Source organism: Streptomyces solicamelliae, from assembly GCF_045348655.1.
In the GTDB taxonomy this organism is placed as follows: domain Bacteria; phylum Actinomycetota; class Actinomycetes; order Streptomycetales; family Streptomycetaceae; genus Streptomyces; species Streptomyces solicamelliae.
The window spans coordinates 2,887,442-2,901,174 of sequence record NZ_CP160404.1; the positions used below are offsets into that span (position 1 = coordinate 2,887,442).

13 protein-coding genes and 1 tRNA gene are annotated in these 13,733 nt (G+C 70.3%); 11 read left to right on the forward strand and 3 right to left on the reverse strand.

Features of this window, described 5'->3' with window-relative positions:
• Positions 1 to 113 precede the first annotated feature (113 nt).
• The 8 genes from ABZO31_RS13255 to ABZO31_RS13290 all read left to right on the forward strand — a co-directional run bounded on the left by ABZO31_RS13255 (position 114) and on the right by ABZO31_RS13290 (position 6,718).
• On the forward strand, positions 114 to 986 hold the full coding sequence (locus ABZO31_RS13255) for a hypothetical protein (protein ID WP_406861375.1): 873 nt from the start codon (positions 114 to 116) through the stop codon (positions 984 to 986).
• Positions 987 to 992: 6 nt separating this feature from the next.
• Positions 993 to 1,063 (forward strand) — tRNA-Gln (locus ABZO31_RS13260).
• A 169-nt stretch (positions 1,064 to 1,232) separates the two neighbouring features.
• On the forward strand, positions 1,233 to 2,663 hold the full coding sequence (gene glmU / locus ABZO31_RS13265; RefSeq protein ID WP_406861376.1) for a bifunctional UDP-N-acetylglucosamine diphosphorylase/glucosamine-1-phosphate N-acetyltransferase GlmU: 1,431 nt from the start codon (positions 1,233 to 1,235) through the stop codon (positions 2,661 to 2,663).
• A gap of 122 nt (positions 2,664 to 2,785) precedes the next feature.
• Positions 2,786 to 3,760 carry a ribose-phosphate diphosphokinase gene (locus tag ABZO31_RS13270; RefSeq protein ID WP_406861377.1) on the forward strand — a complete coding sequence of 325 codons (975 nt, stop codon included), beginning with the start codon at positions 2,786 to 2,788 and terminating at the stop codon, positions 3,758 to 3,760.
• Between the two features lie 304 nt (positions 3,761 to 4,064).
• Positions 4,065 to 4,664, forward strand: coding sequence for a 50S ribosomal protein L25/general stress protein Ctc (locus ABZO31_RS13275; RefSeq protein WP_406861378.1), 600 nt, complete (start codon positions 4,065 to 4,067; stop codon positions 4,662 to 4,664).
• Between the two features lie 93 nt (positions 4,665 to 4,757).
• Positions 4,758 to 5,354: an aminoacyl-tRNA hydrolase gene (pth, locus tag ABZO31_RS13280; RefSeq protein WP_406861379.1), complete on the forward strand. Its 597-nt coding sequence runs from the start codon at positions 4,758 to 4,760 to the stop codon at positions 5,352 to 5,354.
• A gap of 25 nt (positions 5,355 to 5,379) precedes the next feature.
• Positions 5,380 to 5,841, forward strand: a complete 462-nt coding sequence (locus tag ABZO31_RS13285; protein ID WP_406861380.1) for a hypothetical protein — start codon at positions 5,380 to 5,382, stop codon at positions 5,839 to 5,841.
• 166 nt (positions 5,842 to 6,007) lie between these two features.
• Positions 6,008 to 6,718, forward strand: a complete 711-nt coding sequence (locus tag ABZO31_RS13290; RefSeq protein WP_406861381.1) for an LPXTG cell wall anchor domain-containing protein — start codon at positions 6,008 to 6,010, stop codon at positions 6,716 to 6,718.
• 83 nt (positions 6,719 to 6,801) lie between these two features.
• Here the strand turns inward: ABZO31_RS13290 and ppc are convergent, their stop codons facing one another.
• The gene (gene ppc, locus ABZO31_RS13295) at positions 6,802 to 9,531 is read right to left on the reverse strand and encodes a phosphoenolpyruvate carboxylase (RefSeq protein WP_406861382.1); all 2,730 of its coding nucleotides are present in this window, start codon (positions 9,529 to 9,531) and stop codon (positions 6,802 to 6,804) included.
• Positions 9,532 to 9,771: 240 nt separating this feature from the next.
• Here ppc and ABZO31_RS13300 point away from each other — a divergent pair, with 240 nt between their 5' ends.
• Both ABZO31_RS13300 and ABZO31_RS13305 read left to right on the forward strand, forming a co-directional pair.
• Complete coding sequence (locus tag ABZO31_RS13300; RefSeq protein WP_406861383.1) at positions 9,772 to 10,740, forward strand: acyl-CoA desaturase; 969 nt, start codon at positions 9,772 to 9,774, stop codon at positions 10,738 to 10,740.
• Positions 10,740 to 11,408, forward strand: a complete 669-nt coding sequence (locus ABZO31_RS13305) for a TetR family transcriptional regulator (RefSeq protein WP_406865343.1) — start codon at positions 10,740 to 10,742, stop codon at positions 11,406 to 11,408. The genes ABZO31_RS13300 and ABZO31_RS13305 overlap by 1 nt, the downstream gene beginning before the upstream one ends.
• A gap of 68 nt (positions 11,409 to 11,476) precedes the next feature.
• Here ABZO31_RS13305 and ABZO31_RS13310 read toward each other — a convergent pair whose 3' ends face one another.
• Positions 11,477 to 12,298 (reverse strand): trans-aconitate 2-methyltransferase, encoded by an 822-nt coding sequence (locus tag ABZO31_RS13310; RefSeq protein WP_406861384.1) that lies wholly within the window; start codon positions 12,296 to 12,298, stop codon positions 11,477 to 11,479.
• 142 nt (positions 12,299 to 12,440) lie between these two features.
• On the opposite strand from ABZO31_RS13310, the gene ABZO31_RS13315 reads away from it, so the two are divergent.
• Positions 12,441 to 12,938, forward strand: coding sequence for a MarR family winged helix-turn-helix transcriptional regulator (locus ABZO31_RS13315; protein ID WP_406861385.1), 498 nt, complete (start codon positions 12,441 to 12,443; stop codon positions 12,936 to 12,938).
• Here the strand turns inward: ABZO31_RS13315 and ABZO31_RS13320 are convergent.
• Positions 12,897 to 13,658, reverse strand: a complete 762-nt coding sequence (locus tag ABZO31_RS13320; RefSeq protein ID WP_406865344.1) for a LuxR C-terminal-related transcriptional regulator — start codon at positions 13,656 to 13,658, stop codon at positions 12,897 to 12,899. The two genes, ABZO31_RS13315 and ABZO31_RS13320, sit on opposite strands and share 42 nt — an antisense overlap.
• Between the last annotated feature and the right edge of the window lie 75 nt (positions 13,659 to 13,733).

Genomic DNA, 13,733 nt, shown 5'->3' on the forward strand with positions numbered 1-13,733 from the left:
CACCCAGCGTACGGGGGCGGGCCAGCGGTTTTCCGGGACTCGCCACCCACTCGAACTGGTGAATCGCCCACGTTTTCGACCCGGACGTCCGCATTCCGGACGAAGGTGTCCGCATGAGCACCGAGACAAGTCGGTACGCCGCCGACTTCGACGCCCTGCGCGAGCAGGCCGTCGCCCTCCGCCGCGAGGGCCTCAGCCTGCGCCAGATCCACGACCGCCTGAAAGTCTTCAACAACGACCTCCTCCACCGCCTCGTGAAGGGCGAACCCCCGCCGGCCTGGACGAAGCGCCCGAACGCGAAGGACGACCTCCGCACGAAGGCGCGCGAGCTGCGCCTCCAGGGCCTCACCTACGACCAGATCCAGCTGGAGCTGGGCTGCTCGAAGAGCTCGATATCCCTGTGGGTACGGGATCTGCCGAAACCGCCGCGCCGCACGCGCGAGCGGGCGTCCGAGATCGCGAAGCGCGGCTGGGAACCCACCCTGCGCCGACGCGAGGAAGAGCGCCGCAATGCGAAGGAAGCAGCCGCCGCCCAGATCGGCGAGTTGTCCGACCGGGAGCTCATGATCGCCGGCGTCTGCCTGTACTGGGCAGAGGGCACGAAGGACAAACCGCACGCCCGCCGCGAGCGGGTGACGTTCGTGAACAGCGACCCGACCATGATCCGCACCTTCGTCCGCTGGCTCGACCTCGTCGGCATCGAGCCGGAACGACGCACGTTCTACGTGATGGTCCACGAGAACGCGGACGTCCGCGCCGCCGAACAGCACTGGGCCGACCTCGTCAGCATCGACGTCTCCGAGCTGGGCAAGACGACGCTGAAGCGCCACAACCCCAAGACTGTTCGCAAGAACGTCGGCGAGGACTACCGGGGTTGCCTCGTGGTGAGAGTTCGCAACAGCGCAGACCTCTACCGTCGCATCGAGGGGGCGTGGTGCGGCATAGTAGGGGCTGCATCCGCGCCCGATCATCAGAATCGGGCATAGCGGTAATCCCGGGTCGTCTAAGGGCAAGACGTCAGATTTTGGTTCTGATCATGGGGGTTCGAGTCCTCCCCCGGGAGCCCACATGCTCGGTTCGGGTCCCTACCTCCCCAGGTCGGGACCCGCACTCATTTCCGCTCCGGTACCCCCCGGTATCCTTCGGATGTCCACCACCCGAAGCCGAAGGGCACACCCGTGAGCGCCAACCTCCCCCAAGTTCTCGGCTCCGCTCGAACAGGGAGGACCCCCTTGGCCGCCGTCGTCGTACTCGCAGCGGGTGAGGGCACCCGCATGAAGTCGAAGACTCCCAAGGTCCTCCACGAGATCTGCGGGCGCTCGCTCGTCGGACACGTCGTCTCCGCAGCTCGGGAGCTGGACCCCGAGAACCTCGTCGTCGTCGTGGGGCATGCCCGCGAGCAGGTCACCGCGCATCTGGACGCACACTACGCCGGCACCCGTACCGCCGTGCAGTACGAGCAGAACGGCACCGGGCACGCCGTCCGCATGGCGCTCGAAGAGCTGGGGCAGGCGCCCGACGGGACCGTCGTCGTCGTGTGCGGCGACACCCCGCTGCTGTCCGGCGAGACCCTGCGGGCCCTCGCCGCGACGCACGCCGCCGACGGCAACGCCGTCACCGTGCTGACCGCCGAGGTGCCGGACTCGACCGGCTACGGGCGGATCGTGCGCGACGCCTCCGGCGCCGTCACCGCGATCGTGGAGCACAAGGACGCCTCGGACGAGCAGCGGGCGATCAGCGAGATCAACTCCGGCGTGTTCGCCTTCGACGGGCCACTGCTCGCCGACGCGCTCGGCAAGGTGCGGACGGACAACAGCCAGGGCGAGGAGTACCTCACCGACGTGCTGTCGATCCTGCGCGAGGCCGGGCACCGCGTCGGCGCGTCCGTCGCCGGTGATCACCGGGAGATCCTGGGGATCAACAACCGGGTGCAGCTCGCCGAGGCGCGTGCGCTGCTGAACCGGCGGGTGCTCGAGGCGGCCATGACCGCCGGCGTGACCGTCGTCGACCCCGCCTCCGTGTTCGTCGACGTGACCGTGACCTTCGGGCGGGATGCGATCGTGCACCCGGGGACGCAGCTGACCGGTGCCACCCACCTCGCCGAGGACGCCGAGGTGGGGCCGAACACGCGCCTCCACGACACCACCGTCGGCGCCGGCGCGCGGGTGGACAACACCGTCGCCGATTCCGCCGTGATCGGCGAGCGCGCTTCCGTCGGTCCGTTCGCCTATCTGCGGCCGGGGACGAACCTCGGTGCCAAGGGCAAGATCGGGACGTACGTCGAGACGAAGAACGCGGCGATCGGCGAGGGCACGAAGGTGCCGCACCTGTCGTACGTGGGTGACGCGACGATCGGCGAGTACTCGAACATCGGCGCCGCGAGCGTGTTCGTGAACTACGACGGCGAGAAGAAGCACCACACGACGATCGGCTCCCACTGCCGTACGGGTTCGGACAACATGTTTGTGGCTCCTGTCACGGTCGGGGACGGCGCGTACACCGCTGCCGGGTCCGTGATCACGAAGGATGTGCCGTCGGGTGCCCTGGCCGTCGCCCGTGGCCAGCAGCGGAATATCGAGGGTTGGGTGGCGCGGAAGCGTCCGGGCAGCGCCGCCGCTCAGGCCGCTCAGGCGGCCGTGGAGGAGTCCGACGGCGAAAGCTGACCGGAAACGGGTACGCCGAACTCGGCGTACCGTGATACGTGCACACAAATTCGGCTGGCTCGCTCACGCGCAAGGGACGCTCGTGTATCGCGGCCGGAGAACACGTCTGAGGAGACAGTGCTGTGACCGGGATCAAGACGACCGGCGAGAAGAAGCTGATGCTCTTCTCCGGCCGCGCCCACCCCGAGCTGGCCGAGGAGGTCGCGCACCAGCTGGGTGTCGGTCTCGTTCCGACCAAGGCCTTCGACTTCGCGAACGGTGAGATCTACGTCCGCTTCCAGGAGTCGGCGCGTGGCGCGGACTGCTTCCTGATCCAGAGCCACACGGCTCCGATCAACAAGTGGATCATGGAGCAGCTGATCATGATCGATGCTCTGAAGCGGGCTTCCGCGCGGAGCATCACCGTGATCGTCCCGTCGTACGGCTATGCCCGTCAGGACAAGAAGCACCGTGGCCGTGAGCCGATCTCGGCGCGTCTGGTCGCGGACCTGATGAAGACCGCGGGTGCGGACCGGATCCTGACCGTGGACCTGCACACGGACCAGATCCAGGGCTTCTTCGACGGCCCGGTGGACCACCTGTCGGCGCTGCCGGTCCTCGCGGACTACGTGGGCTCCAAGGTCGACCGCGAGAAGCTGACGATCGTGTCCCCGGACGCCGGCCGTGTGCGGGTGGCCGACCGCTGGTGCGACCGTCTGGACGCGCCGCTGGCGATCGTGCACAAGCGTCGTGACAAGGACGTCGCCAACCAGGTGACGGTCCACGAGGTCGTCGGTGACGTGAAGGGCCGGGTCTGTGTCCTGGTCGACGACATGGTGGACACCGGCGGCACGATCTGCGCGGCGGCGGAGGCGCTGTTCGCGCACGGTGCGGAGGACGTCATCGTGACGGCGACGCACGGCATCCTGTCGGGTCCGGCGGCGGACCGCCTGAAGAACTCGAAGGTGAGCGAGTTCGTGTTCACGGACACGCTGCCGGTGCCGGGTTCGCTGGAGATCGACAAGATCACGGTGCTGTCGATCGCGCCGACGATCGCGCGTGCGGTGCGTGAGGTGTTCGAGGACGGTTCGGTGACGAGCCTGTTCGAGGAGCACTGACCGCACTGCCGGCACTGACCGATTGATTTCGGCCGCCGGCTGTGAGTTCGTAAGGGCCGCTCCCTCTGGGGGCGGCCCTTACGCCTGTCCTTACGCCTGTCCTTACGCATCCCTTCCCGCATATCCCCGCGTGATCCAATTGGGTGCCTCGCGCCCTGCCCGGTAGACTGCTGAGGTTGCTCGGCGAGGGAGGCCGTCCGCGTTCGCGGTTCGGCGGTCCGTTATCGACGCGCTCTTCGTAGCAGGCCATCGCCAGTCGTGGCCGGGTGACCATCGTTCCGTCACCTTCTACGAGGAGTGCCACATGTCCGACGTGAAGCTCGCCGTCACCGTCCGCACCGAGTTCGGCAAGGGCGCCGCCCGCAAGATCCGTCGCAGCGGCCAGGTCCCCGGTGTCCTGTACGGCCACGGCTCGGACCCGATCCACCTGAACCTGCCGGGCCACGAGCTGCAGCTCGCCCTGCGTACCCCGAACGTCCTGCTGACGCTGGACATCGACGGCAAGGGCCAGGAGCTGGCGATCCCGAAGGCCGCGCAGCGCGACCCGCTGAAGGGCTTCCTGGAGCACGTCGACCTGCTTCTGGTGAAGAAGGGCGAGAAGGTCACCGTCGAGGTTCCGGTCGTCGCCGAGGGCGAGCTGAAGGCCGGCGGCAACCTGCTGGAGCACGTGCTCAACACCCTCTCCGTCGAGGCCGAGGCCACCCACCTCCCCGAGGCCGTCACGGTCTCCGTCGAGGGCCTGGAGGCCGGTGCCTCCGTCCTGGCGCAGGACATCACCCTGCCCAAGGGCGTCACCCTGGTGACCGAGGCCGACGCCGTCGTCCTGCAGGTCCTGGCCGCGCAGGCCGAGGAGCCGGCCGCCGAGGCCGCCGAGGGCGAGGCCGCCGAGGGCGCCGAGGCCTGAGCCGTAGGCTCTGCCTGACGTGACGGGGTGACGGGCCACGGCCGGTCACCCCGTTTCTTTCTGTCCTTTTCTTCTGGAGACGCGGAGACGCAGATGACGGACGACGCGAACGCCCCCTGGCTGATCGTCGGCCTCGGCAATCCGGGGCCTGAGTACGCGGCCAACCGGCACAACGTGGGCTTCATGGTGGTGGATCTGCTGGCGGAGCGCATCGGCGGGAAGTTCAAGCGGGCGCAGAAGGCGCAGGCGCAGGTCGTGGAGGGCCGGATGGGTCCGCCGGGGCCGGCGAACCGGCGGGTGATCCTGGCGAAGCCGATGTCGTACATGAATCTGTCGGGTGGTCCGGTGTCGGCGCTGCGGGACTTCTACAAGGTGCCGGTGGCACATGTGGTGGCGATCCATGACGAGTTGGACATCGACTACGGGACGCTGCGGCTGAAGCTGGGCGGCGGGGACAACGGGCACAACGGCCTGAAGTCGATGACGAAGGCGTTCTCGGCGGAGTATCACCGGGTGCGGTTCGGGATCGGTCGTCCGCCGGGTCGGATGCAGGTCGCGGATTTCGTTCTGAAGGACTTCTCGTCGACGGAGCGCAAAGAGCTGGGGTACTTCGTGGACCGGGCCGCGGATTCCGTGGAGTGCCTGGTGGCGGAGGGCCTGGAGCGGGCGCAGTCGGCGTACAACTCGTAGGCGTACGGCTGTACGATCGCGCCCCATGAAGCGCACCGTCCTCGTCCGGCACGCCCGTCGCACCGCCATGGCGGTGGTCGCCTTGCTGCTCGTGGTGGCGGGGGCGTGGTCGTCGTGGGGGTCGGCGCAGCATGTGCTGCTGTCGAAGGGGCGGGAGCACGGCACGTTGACGGTGACGGGGTGCACGGACGAGACGTGCAGTGGCCGGTACGTGCCGGCGGACGCGGGTTCGAAGCGGACCACGGCGACGATGGAGCGTTCGGTGGCCGTGTCGAAGGGCCAGACGCTGACGGTCGTGGTGAAGCCGGGTACGGACGAGGCGCTGCGTACGGGCTGGGGCGGCGGTCTGCACGCCTGGGTCCCGTTGGGCGGGGCGTTGTTGCTGGCGTCGCTGGTGATAGGCGGCGGGCTGCGGATGACGCGTACGGCGTGGTCCTCGGCGGCGCTGGGCGGGGCGTTGTTGCTGGGGACGTTCTTCGCGCTCTGAGCAAAGCGCTCCGCGGGCAAGCGTTTTCCGTGATCCGCAGGATTCCGTTCTGGCCAGCTGGCCAGAATTGTTATGAAGCCTTGGGTTAAGAGTGACATAAGCAGGCGGATATCCTGCCCCCGCCACCTCCCACGGCATCTCTCGTCACTCCAGATGGACATCCCATATGCGACGTACCCTCATTCCCGCCTGCGCCGTCGTCGCCGCTCTGTCGGCGACCGTGCTGCTGGCCCCCACCGCCTCCGCGACCGGTAAGCCCAAGGGCGACAACGGCAACGTGAAGATCCACGACTCCAAGACGGGCGAGGAGCTTCACAAGAACGAGCCGAAGGTCTGCACCTTCTACATCGACAGTTTCAAGTTCGACGGCGCCCAGAAGGTCACCTGGCACATCGAGGCTTGGGCCGTCAACGACCTCGACAAGGGCACCACGGTGAAGGAGGGTTCGCTGACCCTCGACGGCTCGGGCCACGAGCGCACCGAGGACATGACCCTCGCGACCGGCCAGTACAAGCTGTTCTGGAACTTCGACAACGAGAACGGCAAGGCCAAGCACAAGGTCTTCAAGACCAAGTGCGCCCCGGGCGAGGAGCCCACCAAGCCGGGCGAGGAGCCCACGAAGCCCGGCGAGGAGCCCACCAAGCCGGGTGAGGAGCCGACGAAGCCGGGCGAGGAGCCGGGTTCGTCCCCCTCCCCGACCGCTCCGGGCGCCGGCGAGCAGAGCACCGGTGGGAACGGTGACGTGAAGGACGAGGACGGCAACCTGGCCGAGACGGGCTCCAGCGCCCCGGTCGGCATCATCGCTGCGGTCGCCGTGGCCCTGGCGGGCGTCGGTGGCTTCCTGGTGACGCGTCGCCGCAAGGCCGCGCAGGGCTGAACCCCGTAGGGCCGCACGGCCCGTGGGACGACAGTGCCCCCACCGGCCGGGCCGGTGGGGGCACTTCGCGTGTCACAACGAGGTCAGCCGGTGTTGCGCAGGCCCGCGGCGACGCCGTTGACGGTCAGCAGCAGCGCGCGGGACAGCGTCGGGTCCGGCTCCTCCTCGCGTGCGGCGGCGGCGCGCTGGCGGGCGAGCAGCGAGACCTGGAGGTAGGAGATCGGGTCGAGGTAGGCGTCGCGGATGGCGAAGGTCTGCTGGAGCACCGGGTTGGAGTCGAGCAGCTTCTCACCACCCGTCACCTTCAGGACCTCTTCGACGGTGAGCGCGTGCTCGGCCTCGATGGTGCGGAAGACGTGCTTCAGCTCGTCGGGGACGAGGGTGTCGACGTAGTGGCGGGCGATCCGCAGGTCCGTCTTGGCCAGCGTCATCTCGACGTTGGAGAGGAAGTTGCGGAAGAAGTGCCACTTCTCGTACATCTCGCCGAGCACGGCGTCCAGACCGGCCTCGCGCAGGGCCTTCAGACCGGAGCCGACGCCGTACCAGCCGGGGACGATCTGCCGGGACTGGGTCCAGCCGAACACCCACGGGATGGCGCGCAGTCCGTCGAGTCCGGCGCCGGAGTCGGGGCGGCGCGAGGGGCGCGAACCGAGGTGGAGGTCGGCGAGCTGGTCGACGGGGGTGGAGGCGAAGAAGTACGCGGGCAGGTCGGGGTCCTCGACCAGCGTGCGGTACGCGGTGTGGGCGGCCTCGGACGCGGTGTCCATGGCGGCGTCCCAGCGGGCGAGGGCCTCGTCGGACTGGCGGGGCGCCGTGTGCAGGGCGGAGGCCTGCAGGGTGGCGGCGACGGTCAGTTCGAGGTTCTCGCGGGCGAGGGACGGGATGAGGTACTTGTCGGAGATGACCTCGCCCTGCTCGGTCACCTTGATCTCGCCCTCGAGGGTGCCCCACGGCTGGGCGAGGATCGCGTCGTGCGAGGGGCCGCCGCCGCGGCCGACGGTGCCGCCTCGGCCGTGGAAGAGCCGGAGCCGTACGCCGTACCGGTGGGCGACGTCGCGCAGCCGGCGCTGGGCGCGGTGGATCTCCCACTGGCTGGTGGTGATGCCGCCGAACTTGGAGGAGTCGGAGTAGCCGAGCATGACCTCCTGGACGTCGCCGCGCAGGGAGACGAGGCGGCGGTAGGAGGGGTCGGCCAGCATGTCGTTGAGGATGACGTCGGCGGCCTTGAGCTCGTCGGTGGTCTCCAGGAGCGGCACGATGCCGATCTTGGCCCAGCCTCCGTGCAGGTCGATCAGTCCGGCCTCGCGGGCGAGGACGGCGGCGGCGAAGACGTCGTCGGCGCCCTGGCACATCGAGATGATGTAGGACTCGATGACCTCGGGGCCGAAGCGCTCGAAGGCTTCCTTGACGGTGTGGAAGACGCCGAGGGTCTTCTGGCCTGCCGCGTCGAGCGGGGCGGGCGTCGGCGCGAGCGGGCGGCGGGACCGCAGCTCCTTGGCGAGCAGCCGCTGCCGGTACTCGCGGGGCATGTCGGCGTAGCGCCAGGACTCCTCGCCGAGCCGGTCGAAGAGCTGGCCGAGCGCGTGGTGGTGGGCGTCGGCGTGTTCGCGGACGTCCATGGTGGCGAGCTGGAGGCCGAAGGCGGACAGGGTGCGGATGACCCGGTCGAGGCGGCCGTCGGCGAGCAGTCCGCCGCGGTGGGCGCGCAGCGACTCCTGGATCAGGCTGAGGTCGGCGACGAGCTCGGCGGTGCCGAGGTAGTCGCGGCCGGGCTGGTGCGGGGTGCCCTGGGCGAGCCGGTCGCGGGTGTTGACGAGCTTCTGCCGGATGCAGGTGGCCTTGAGCCGGTAGGGCTCTTCGGCGTTGAGGCGCTTGTACCGGGGGCTGATCTCGGGGAGGCGGTCGAGGTCGGCCTGGAGGGAGGCGAGGAGTTCCTCGGTGGCGCCTGTGTAGCGGATGGAGTTGGACAGCAGGGCGCGCAGTTCGTCGATGAGTTCGAGGGCGTCGCTGATGCCGTGCTCGTGCTGGAGGATGAGGACGTCCCAGGTCACGGCGGGGGTGACGTTGGGGTTGCCGTCGCGGTCGCCGCCGATCCAGGTGCCGAAGGTGAGCGGGCGGGTGCCGGCGGGCAGTTCGATGCCGACGCGCTCCAGTTCGGCGGCGAGGTCCTCGAGGACGGCGCCGACGGCGCCGGCGTGCAGCTCGTCGAGGTAGTAGATGGCGTTGCGGGCCTCGTCGGCGGGCTCGGGGCGGACGACGCGGAGTTCGTCGGTCTGCCAGATGAGGTCGATGTTCTCGGCGAGCCGCTGGTCGAGGCGGCGGCGGTCGACCTCGACGACGGGGGCCTCGAGGAGGGCGGCGACCCGGCGCAGCTTGTTGAGCACGGAGCGGCGGGCGGCCTCGGTGGGGTGCGCGGTGAAGACGGGGCGCACGTTGAGGTTCTTGACGGTGGCGCGGACGTGCTCGGGGTCGCCGTCCTTGAGCATGTCGGCGGTGCGGGCGAGCAGGCCGCCCTCGCCGGCGCGCTTCTCGCGCAGCTCGCGGCCGCGGTGCACCTGCTCGGTGACGTTGGCGAGGTGGAAGTAGGTGGAGAAGGCGCGGACGAGCTTGGCGGCGGTCTCCAGGTCGGTGTCGCCGAGGAGCGCGGCGGCGGCGTCGCCGTCCTCGCGGGTGAGGTGGCGGACCTTCTCGACGAGGTCGAGAAGGTCGCGGCCCTCCTGCCGGACGAGTGTCTCGCCCAGCAGGTCGCCCAGTCGGCGGATGTCGGCGCGCAGCTCGGCGCGGGCGGTGGAGGTCTGGTCGGCACTGCTCACAGGTGCGGCTCCTTGCACTGTTTGAGCACGTCTGGAGGGTTTCCTACAGGCTGCGGACCGCGCTGTCCGACGTACCCAGGATAGGTGGGCGGTGGCGCCGCGCGGCGCACGGGCCCGCTTGTGCCTCTTGCCGCGCGCCTCGGCGCTGCCATACTTACGTCGCCGTAGGTTACGGACCCGTAGCCAGGGCCGTGGCCAGGCGTCCGGCTCTTCCCCTTCACCCCCCAGAGGGACCTCTCCATGACCTCTAGCCCCGAGGTACTCGAAACCCCCGCCCCGGATCTGCCTTCCGCCACGCTCGGCGGGGACCGCAAAGGCTCCGTCGAGCAGATCGCGCTGCTGTTGTTCATCACGGTTCCCTTCGTGGCCCTGGTCGCGGCGGTGCCGCTGGCCTGGGGCTGGGGGGTGAGCTGGCTCGATCTGGGCCTGATGACGGCGATGTACTTCATCGGCTGCCACGGCATCACGATCGGCTTCCACCGCTACTTCACGCATGGTTCGTTCAAGGCGAAGCGACCGCTGCGGATCGCGCTGGCGATCATGGGGTCGCTGGCCGTGGAGGGGCCCCTGGTGCGCTGGGTGGCCGACCACCGCAAGCACCACAAGTTCTCGGACGCCGAGGGCGACCCGCACTCGCCGTGGCGGTTCGGCGAGACGCTGCCGGCGCTGATGAAGGGCCTGTGGTGGGCGCACATCGGCTGGATGTTCGACGAGGAGCGCACCCCGCAGCACAAGTACGCCCCCGACCTGATCAAGGATCCGGCCCTGGTCGCGATCTCGCGCCAGTTCGTGCTGTGGACGGTCCTGTCGCTGGCGATCCCGCCGGTGGTGGGCGGCCTGGTGACGATGTCGTGGTGGGGCGCGTTCACCGCGTTCTTCTGGGGCTCGCTGGTGCGGGTGGCGCTGCTGCACCACGTGACCTGGTCGATCAACTCGTTCTGTCACGCGGTGGGCAAGCGGCCGTTCAAGTCGCGGGACCGTTCGGGCAACGTGTGGTGGCTGGCGGTGCTGTCGTGCGGCGAGTCGTGGCACAACCTGCACCACGCGGACCCGACGTCGGCGCGGCACGGGGTGCTGCGCGGGCAGGTCGACTCCAGTGCGCGGCTGATCCGCTGGTTCGAGCAGCTGGGCTGGGCGTACGACGTGCGGTGGCCGGCGAAGTCCCGCATCGAAGCCCGCCGCCAGGCCGCGGCCGCCGATTCGGCATGATGGAGGATGTGGCGATCGACGGCAGTTCCAGCAGCGACAAGCCCCGGCGGGGGCGCAGGATCCGCATGACCGGCGCGGAGCGCCGGGAACAGCTGCTGGACATCGGGCGCACCCTGTTCGCGGCGAAGGGTTTCGAGGGCACGTCGGTGGAGGAGATCGCGGCCAAGGCCGGCGTCTCCAAGCCGGTGGTGTACGAGCACTTCGGCGGCAAGGAGGGCCTGTACGCGGTCGTGGTGGACCGGGAGATGCGTCAGCTCCTCGACATGGTGACGGGGGCGCTGACCGCGGGGCATCCGCGTGAGCTGCTCGAGCAGGCGGCGTTCGCGCTGCTCGACTACATCGAGCGGTACACGGACGGGTTCCGGATCCTGGTGCGGGACTCGCCGGTGGCGCAGTCGACGGGCACGTTCGCGTCGCTGATCAGCGATATCGCCACGCAGGTGGAGGACATTCTGGGGCTCGAGTTCAAGGCCCGGGGCTTCGATCCGAAGCTGGCGCCGCTGTACGCGCAGGCGCTGGTGGGCATGGTGGCGCTGACCGGCCAGTGGTGGCTGGACGTCCGCAAGCCCAAGAAGGCCGAGGTGGCCGCGCATCTGGTCAATCTGGCGTGGCACGGCCTGGACGGCATGGAGCAGAAGCCGCGGCTGATAGGTCACCGCAAGAGCTGAGCCTTACGCGGGAGGGGCCGTCGCACCATGGGGTGCGGCGGCCCCTTCGTGGTACGCGGGCGGGCTCGTCAGCCGGCCTTCCGGGCGACGGCGAACAGGCGGCGGAACGGGAAGACGGTGCCGTGCGGGCCGGGCGGGTAGGCGGCGCGGAGCAGGTCCCGGTACTGGGCGAGGAAGGCGTCGACGGCCTCGGGGTCGTCGCCGAGGGCGGTGAGCACGGGCCGCAGACCGGTGCCCTTGACCCAGTCGAGGACGGGGTCCTCGCCGGTGAGCAGGTGGCAGTAGGTGGTCTCCCAGACGTCGACCTCGCAGCCGAGGCCGAGAAGGCGGGTGAGGTACTCGGCGGGGTCGAGGACGCTCGCGGGGCCGCGCAGGTAGTCGCCGAGGCGGTCCCGCCATTCGGGGCGGGTGCACAGGTCGCGGAGCAGGCGGTGGCTGGGCGCGACGAAGTTGCCGGGGACCTGGAAGGCGAGGACGCCGCCGGGGGCGAGGGCGTCGAGCCAGCCGGGGAAGGAGTCGGCGTGGCCGGGCACCCACTGGAGGGCGGCGTTGGAGACGATCAGGTCGTACGGCTCCTCGGGCGTCCAGTCGGCGAGGTCGCCGGGCCGGAAGTCGAGCCGGCCGCCGCCGGGGGTGGGGCCCGCGTACTCCTTGGCGGCGCGCTGGAGCATCTCGGGCGAGTTGTCGAAGCCGGTGATCAGCGCGTCGGGCCAGCGGTCGGCGAGCAGGGCGGTGACGTTGCCGGCGCCGCAGCCGAGGTCGGCGATCCGGGCGGGGCGGCCGGCCGCGGGCAGGTCGGGGACGCGGGCGAGCAGGTCGAGGAAGGGGCGGGTGCGGTGCCCGGAGTGGCGGAGGTACTGCTGCGGGTCCCACGTGGGTGCGGAATGCATGGCGCTGCCTCCTGGCCGGCAGGGCGTGCCGGGCGGATGGTTCCGCCGGGCCGGTTCCTGCCCATCGGTTTCGCTCATGGTCCCGCGAAAGTATCTCGATATCAAGAGACTTTATGTCAACAGACCCTCTACACTGATCGTCATGGAGGACGAGGTCGACCGTCTGGTCGCTGCATGGCGCCGCGAGCGCCCGGACCTCGACGTGGAACCGCTCGAGGTGCTCAGCCGCGTCTCGCGGCTCGCCCGGCACCTCGACCGCGCCCGTCGGCTCGCCTTCTCCGAGCACCACCTGGAGCCCTGGGAGTTCGACGTCCTCACGTCGCTGCGCCGGGCCGGCGCCCCCTACCAGCTCTCCCCGGGCCAACTGCTCACCCAGACCCTGGTCACCTCGGGCACGATGACCAACCGCATCGACCGGCTCGCCAAGAAGGGCCTCGTCGAGCGGCTCCCGGACCCCAGCGACCGGCGCGGCGTCCTCGTCCGGCTGACCGCCGAGGGCCGTGACCGGGCCGACGAGGCCCTGGCCGGACTGCTGGCCCAGGAGCGCGCGATCCTCGCCCAGCTCTCCCGCACCCAGCGCGGCGAACTGGCCGGTCTGCTACGCCAGCTGACCGCCCCGTTCGACAACGTCCCCGGCTAGCTCGGCCGGTCCGACGCCCGCCCTGCGGGCCAGCGCCACCGCCGCGAGCGTGGAGTGCACGCCCAGCTTGCCCAGCACGTTCTGCATGTGGGTACGGACGGTGTGCGGGGACAGGAACAGCCGCTCGGCGACCGCCTTGCGTCCCAGGCCCGCCACCATGCAGCGCAGCACCTCCCGCTCCCGCGGGGTCAGCGACTCCACCAGACGCTCGCTCTCCGTCCGGTGCCTGCGCGCCGCCGTCAGCTCCCGCAGCACGCCGGTGAGCAGCGCCGGCGGCAGGTGCGTCTCGTCGCGCAGCACGCCGCGGATCACGGCGAGCAGCCGCTGCAGCGAGCAGTCCTTGGCGACCCAGCCGGAGGCCCCGGCCTGCAGCGCGAGCGCGGCCCGGCGCGGATCGTCCTTCTCGGCGAGCACCACCGTGCGCACCGCGGGCTGCGCCGAGCGCACCCCGCCGACCAGCGAGATCCCGTCGACGGCCGCCTCGGCGTCGTCGGGCACGGCGCGCGCCACGGCGGGCGCGGCGGTGACGCCGAGGTCGGCGTCGACGAGCAGCACGTCGAACCGGCGGCCCTCGGCGGCCGCCCGGTCCATGCAGCGCAGCGCCGCCGGACCGCTTCCCGCGGCGGCGACGTCGACGTCGGGCTCCGCCGCGAGGGCCGCGGCGAGCGACTCGGCGAAGATGCGGTGGTCGTCCACCACCAGGACCCGGATACGGACCACGGACACCCCCAAGTGTCGAGGAACGAAGACCGGCGCGGGCACGACGCCGGGAGCGGGTCCGCCACGAAGCGCACG

Coding starts and splice junctions, on each gene's coding strand:
- pth (WP_406861379.1), top strand. CDS start 4,758: ATGACGGACGACGCGAACGCCCCCTGGCTGATCGTCGGCCTCGGCAAT.
- ABZO31_RS13290 (WP_406861381.1), top strand. CDS start 6,008: ATGCGACGTACCCTCATTCCCGCCTGCGCCGTCGTCGCCGCTCTGTCG.
- ABZO31_RS13255 (WP_406861375.1), top strand. CDS start 114: ATGAGCACCGAGACAAGTCGGTACGCCGCCGACTTCGACGCCCTGCGC.
- ABZO31_RS13305 (WP_406865343.1), top strand. CDS start 10,740: ATGGAGGATGTGGCGATCGACGGCAGTTCCAGCAGCGACAAGCCCCGG.
- ABZO31_RS13275 (WP_406861378.1), top strand. CDS start 4,065: ATGTCCGACGTGAAGCTCGCCGTCACCGTCCGCACCGAGTTCGGCAAG.
- ABZO31_RS13315 (WP_406861385.1), top strand. CDS start 12,441: ATGGAGGACGAGGTCGACCGTCTGGTCGCTGCATGGCGCCGCGAGCGC.
- ABZO31_RS13285 (WP_406861380.1), top strand. CDS start 5,380: ATGAAGCGCACCGTCCTCGTCCGGCACGCCCGTCGCACCGCCATGGCG.
- ABZO31_RS13300 (WP_406861383.1), top strand. CDS start 9,772: ATGACCTCTAGCCCCGAGGTACTCGAAACCCCCGCCCCGGATCTGCCT.
- ABZO31_RS13310 (WP_406861384.1), bottom strand. CDS start 12,298: ATGCATTCCGCACCCACGTGGGACCCGCAGCAGTACCTCCGCCACTCC.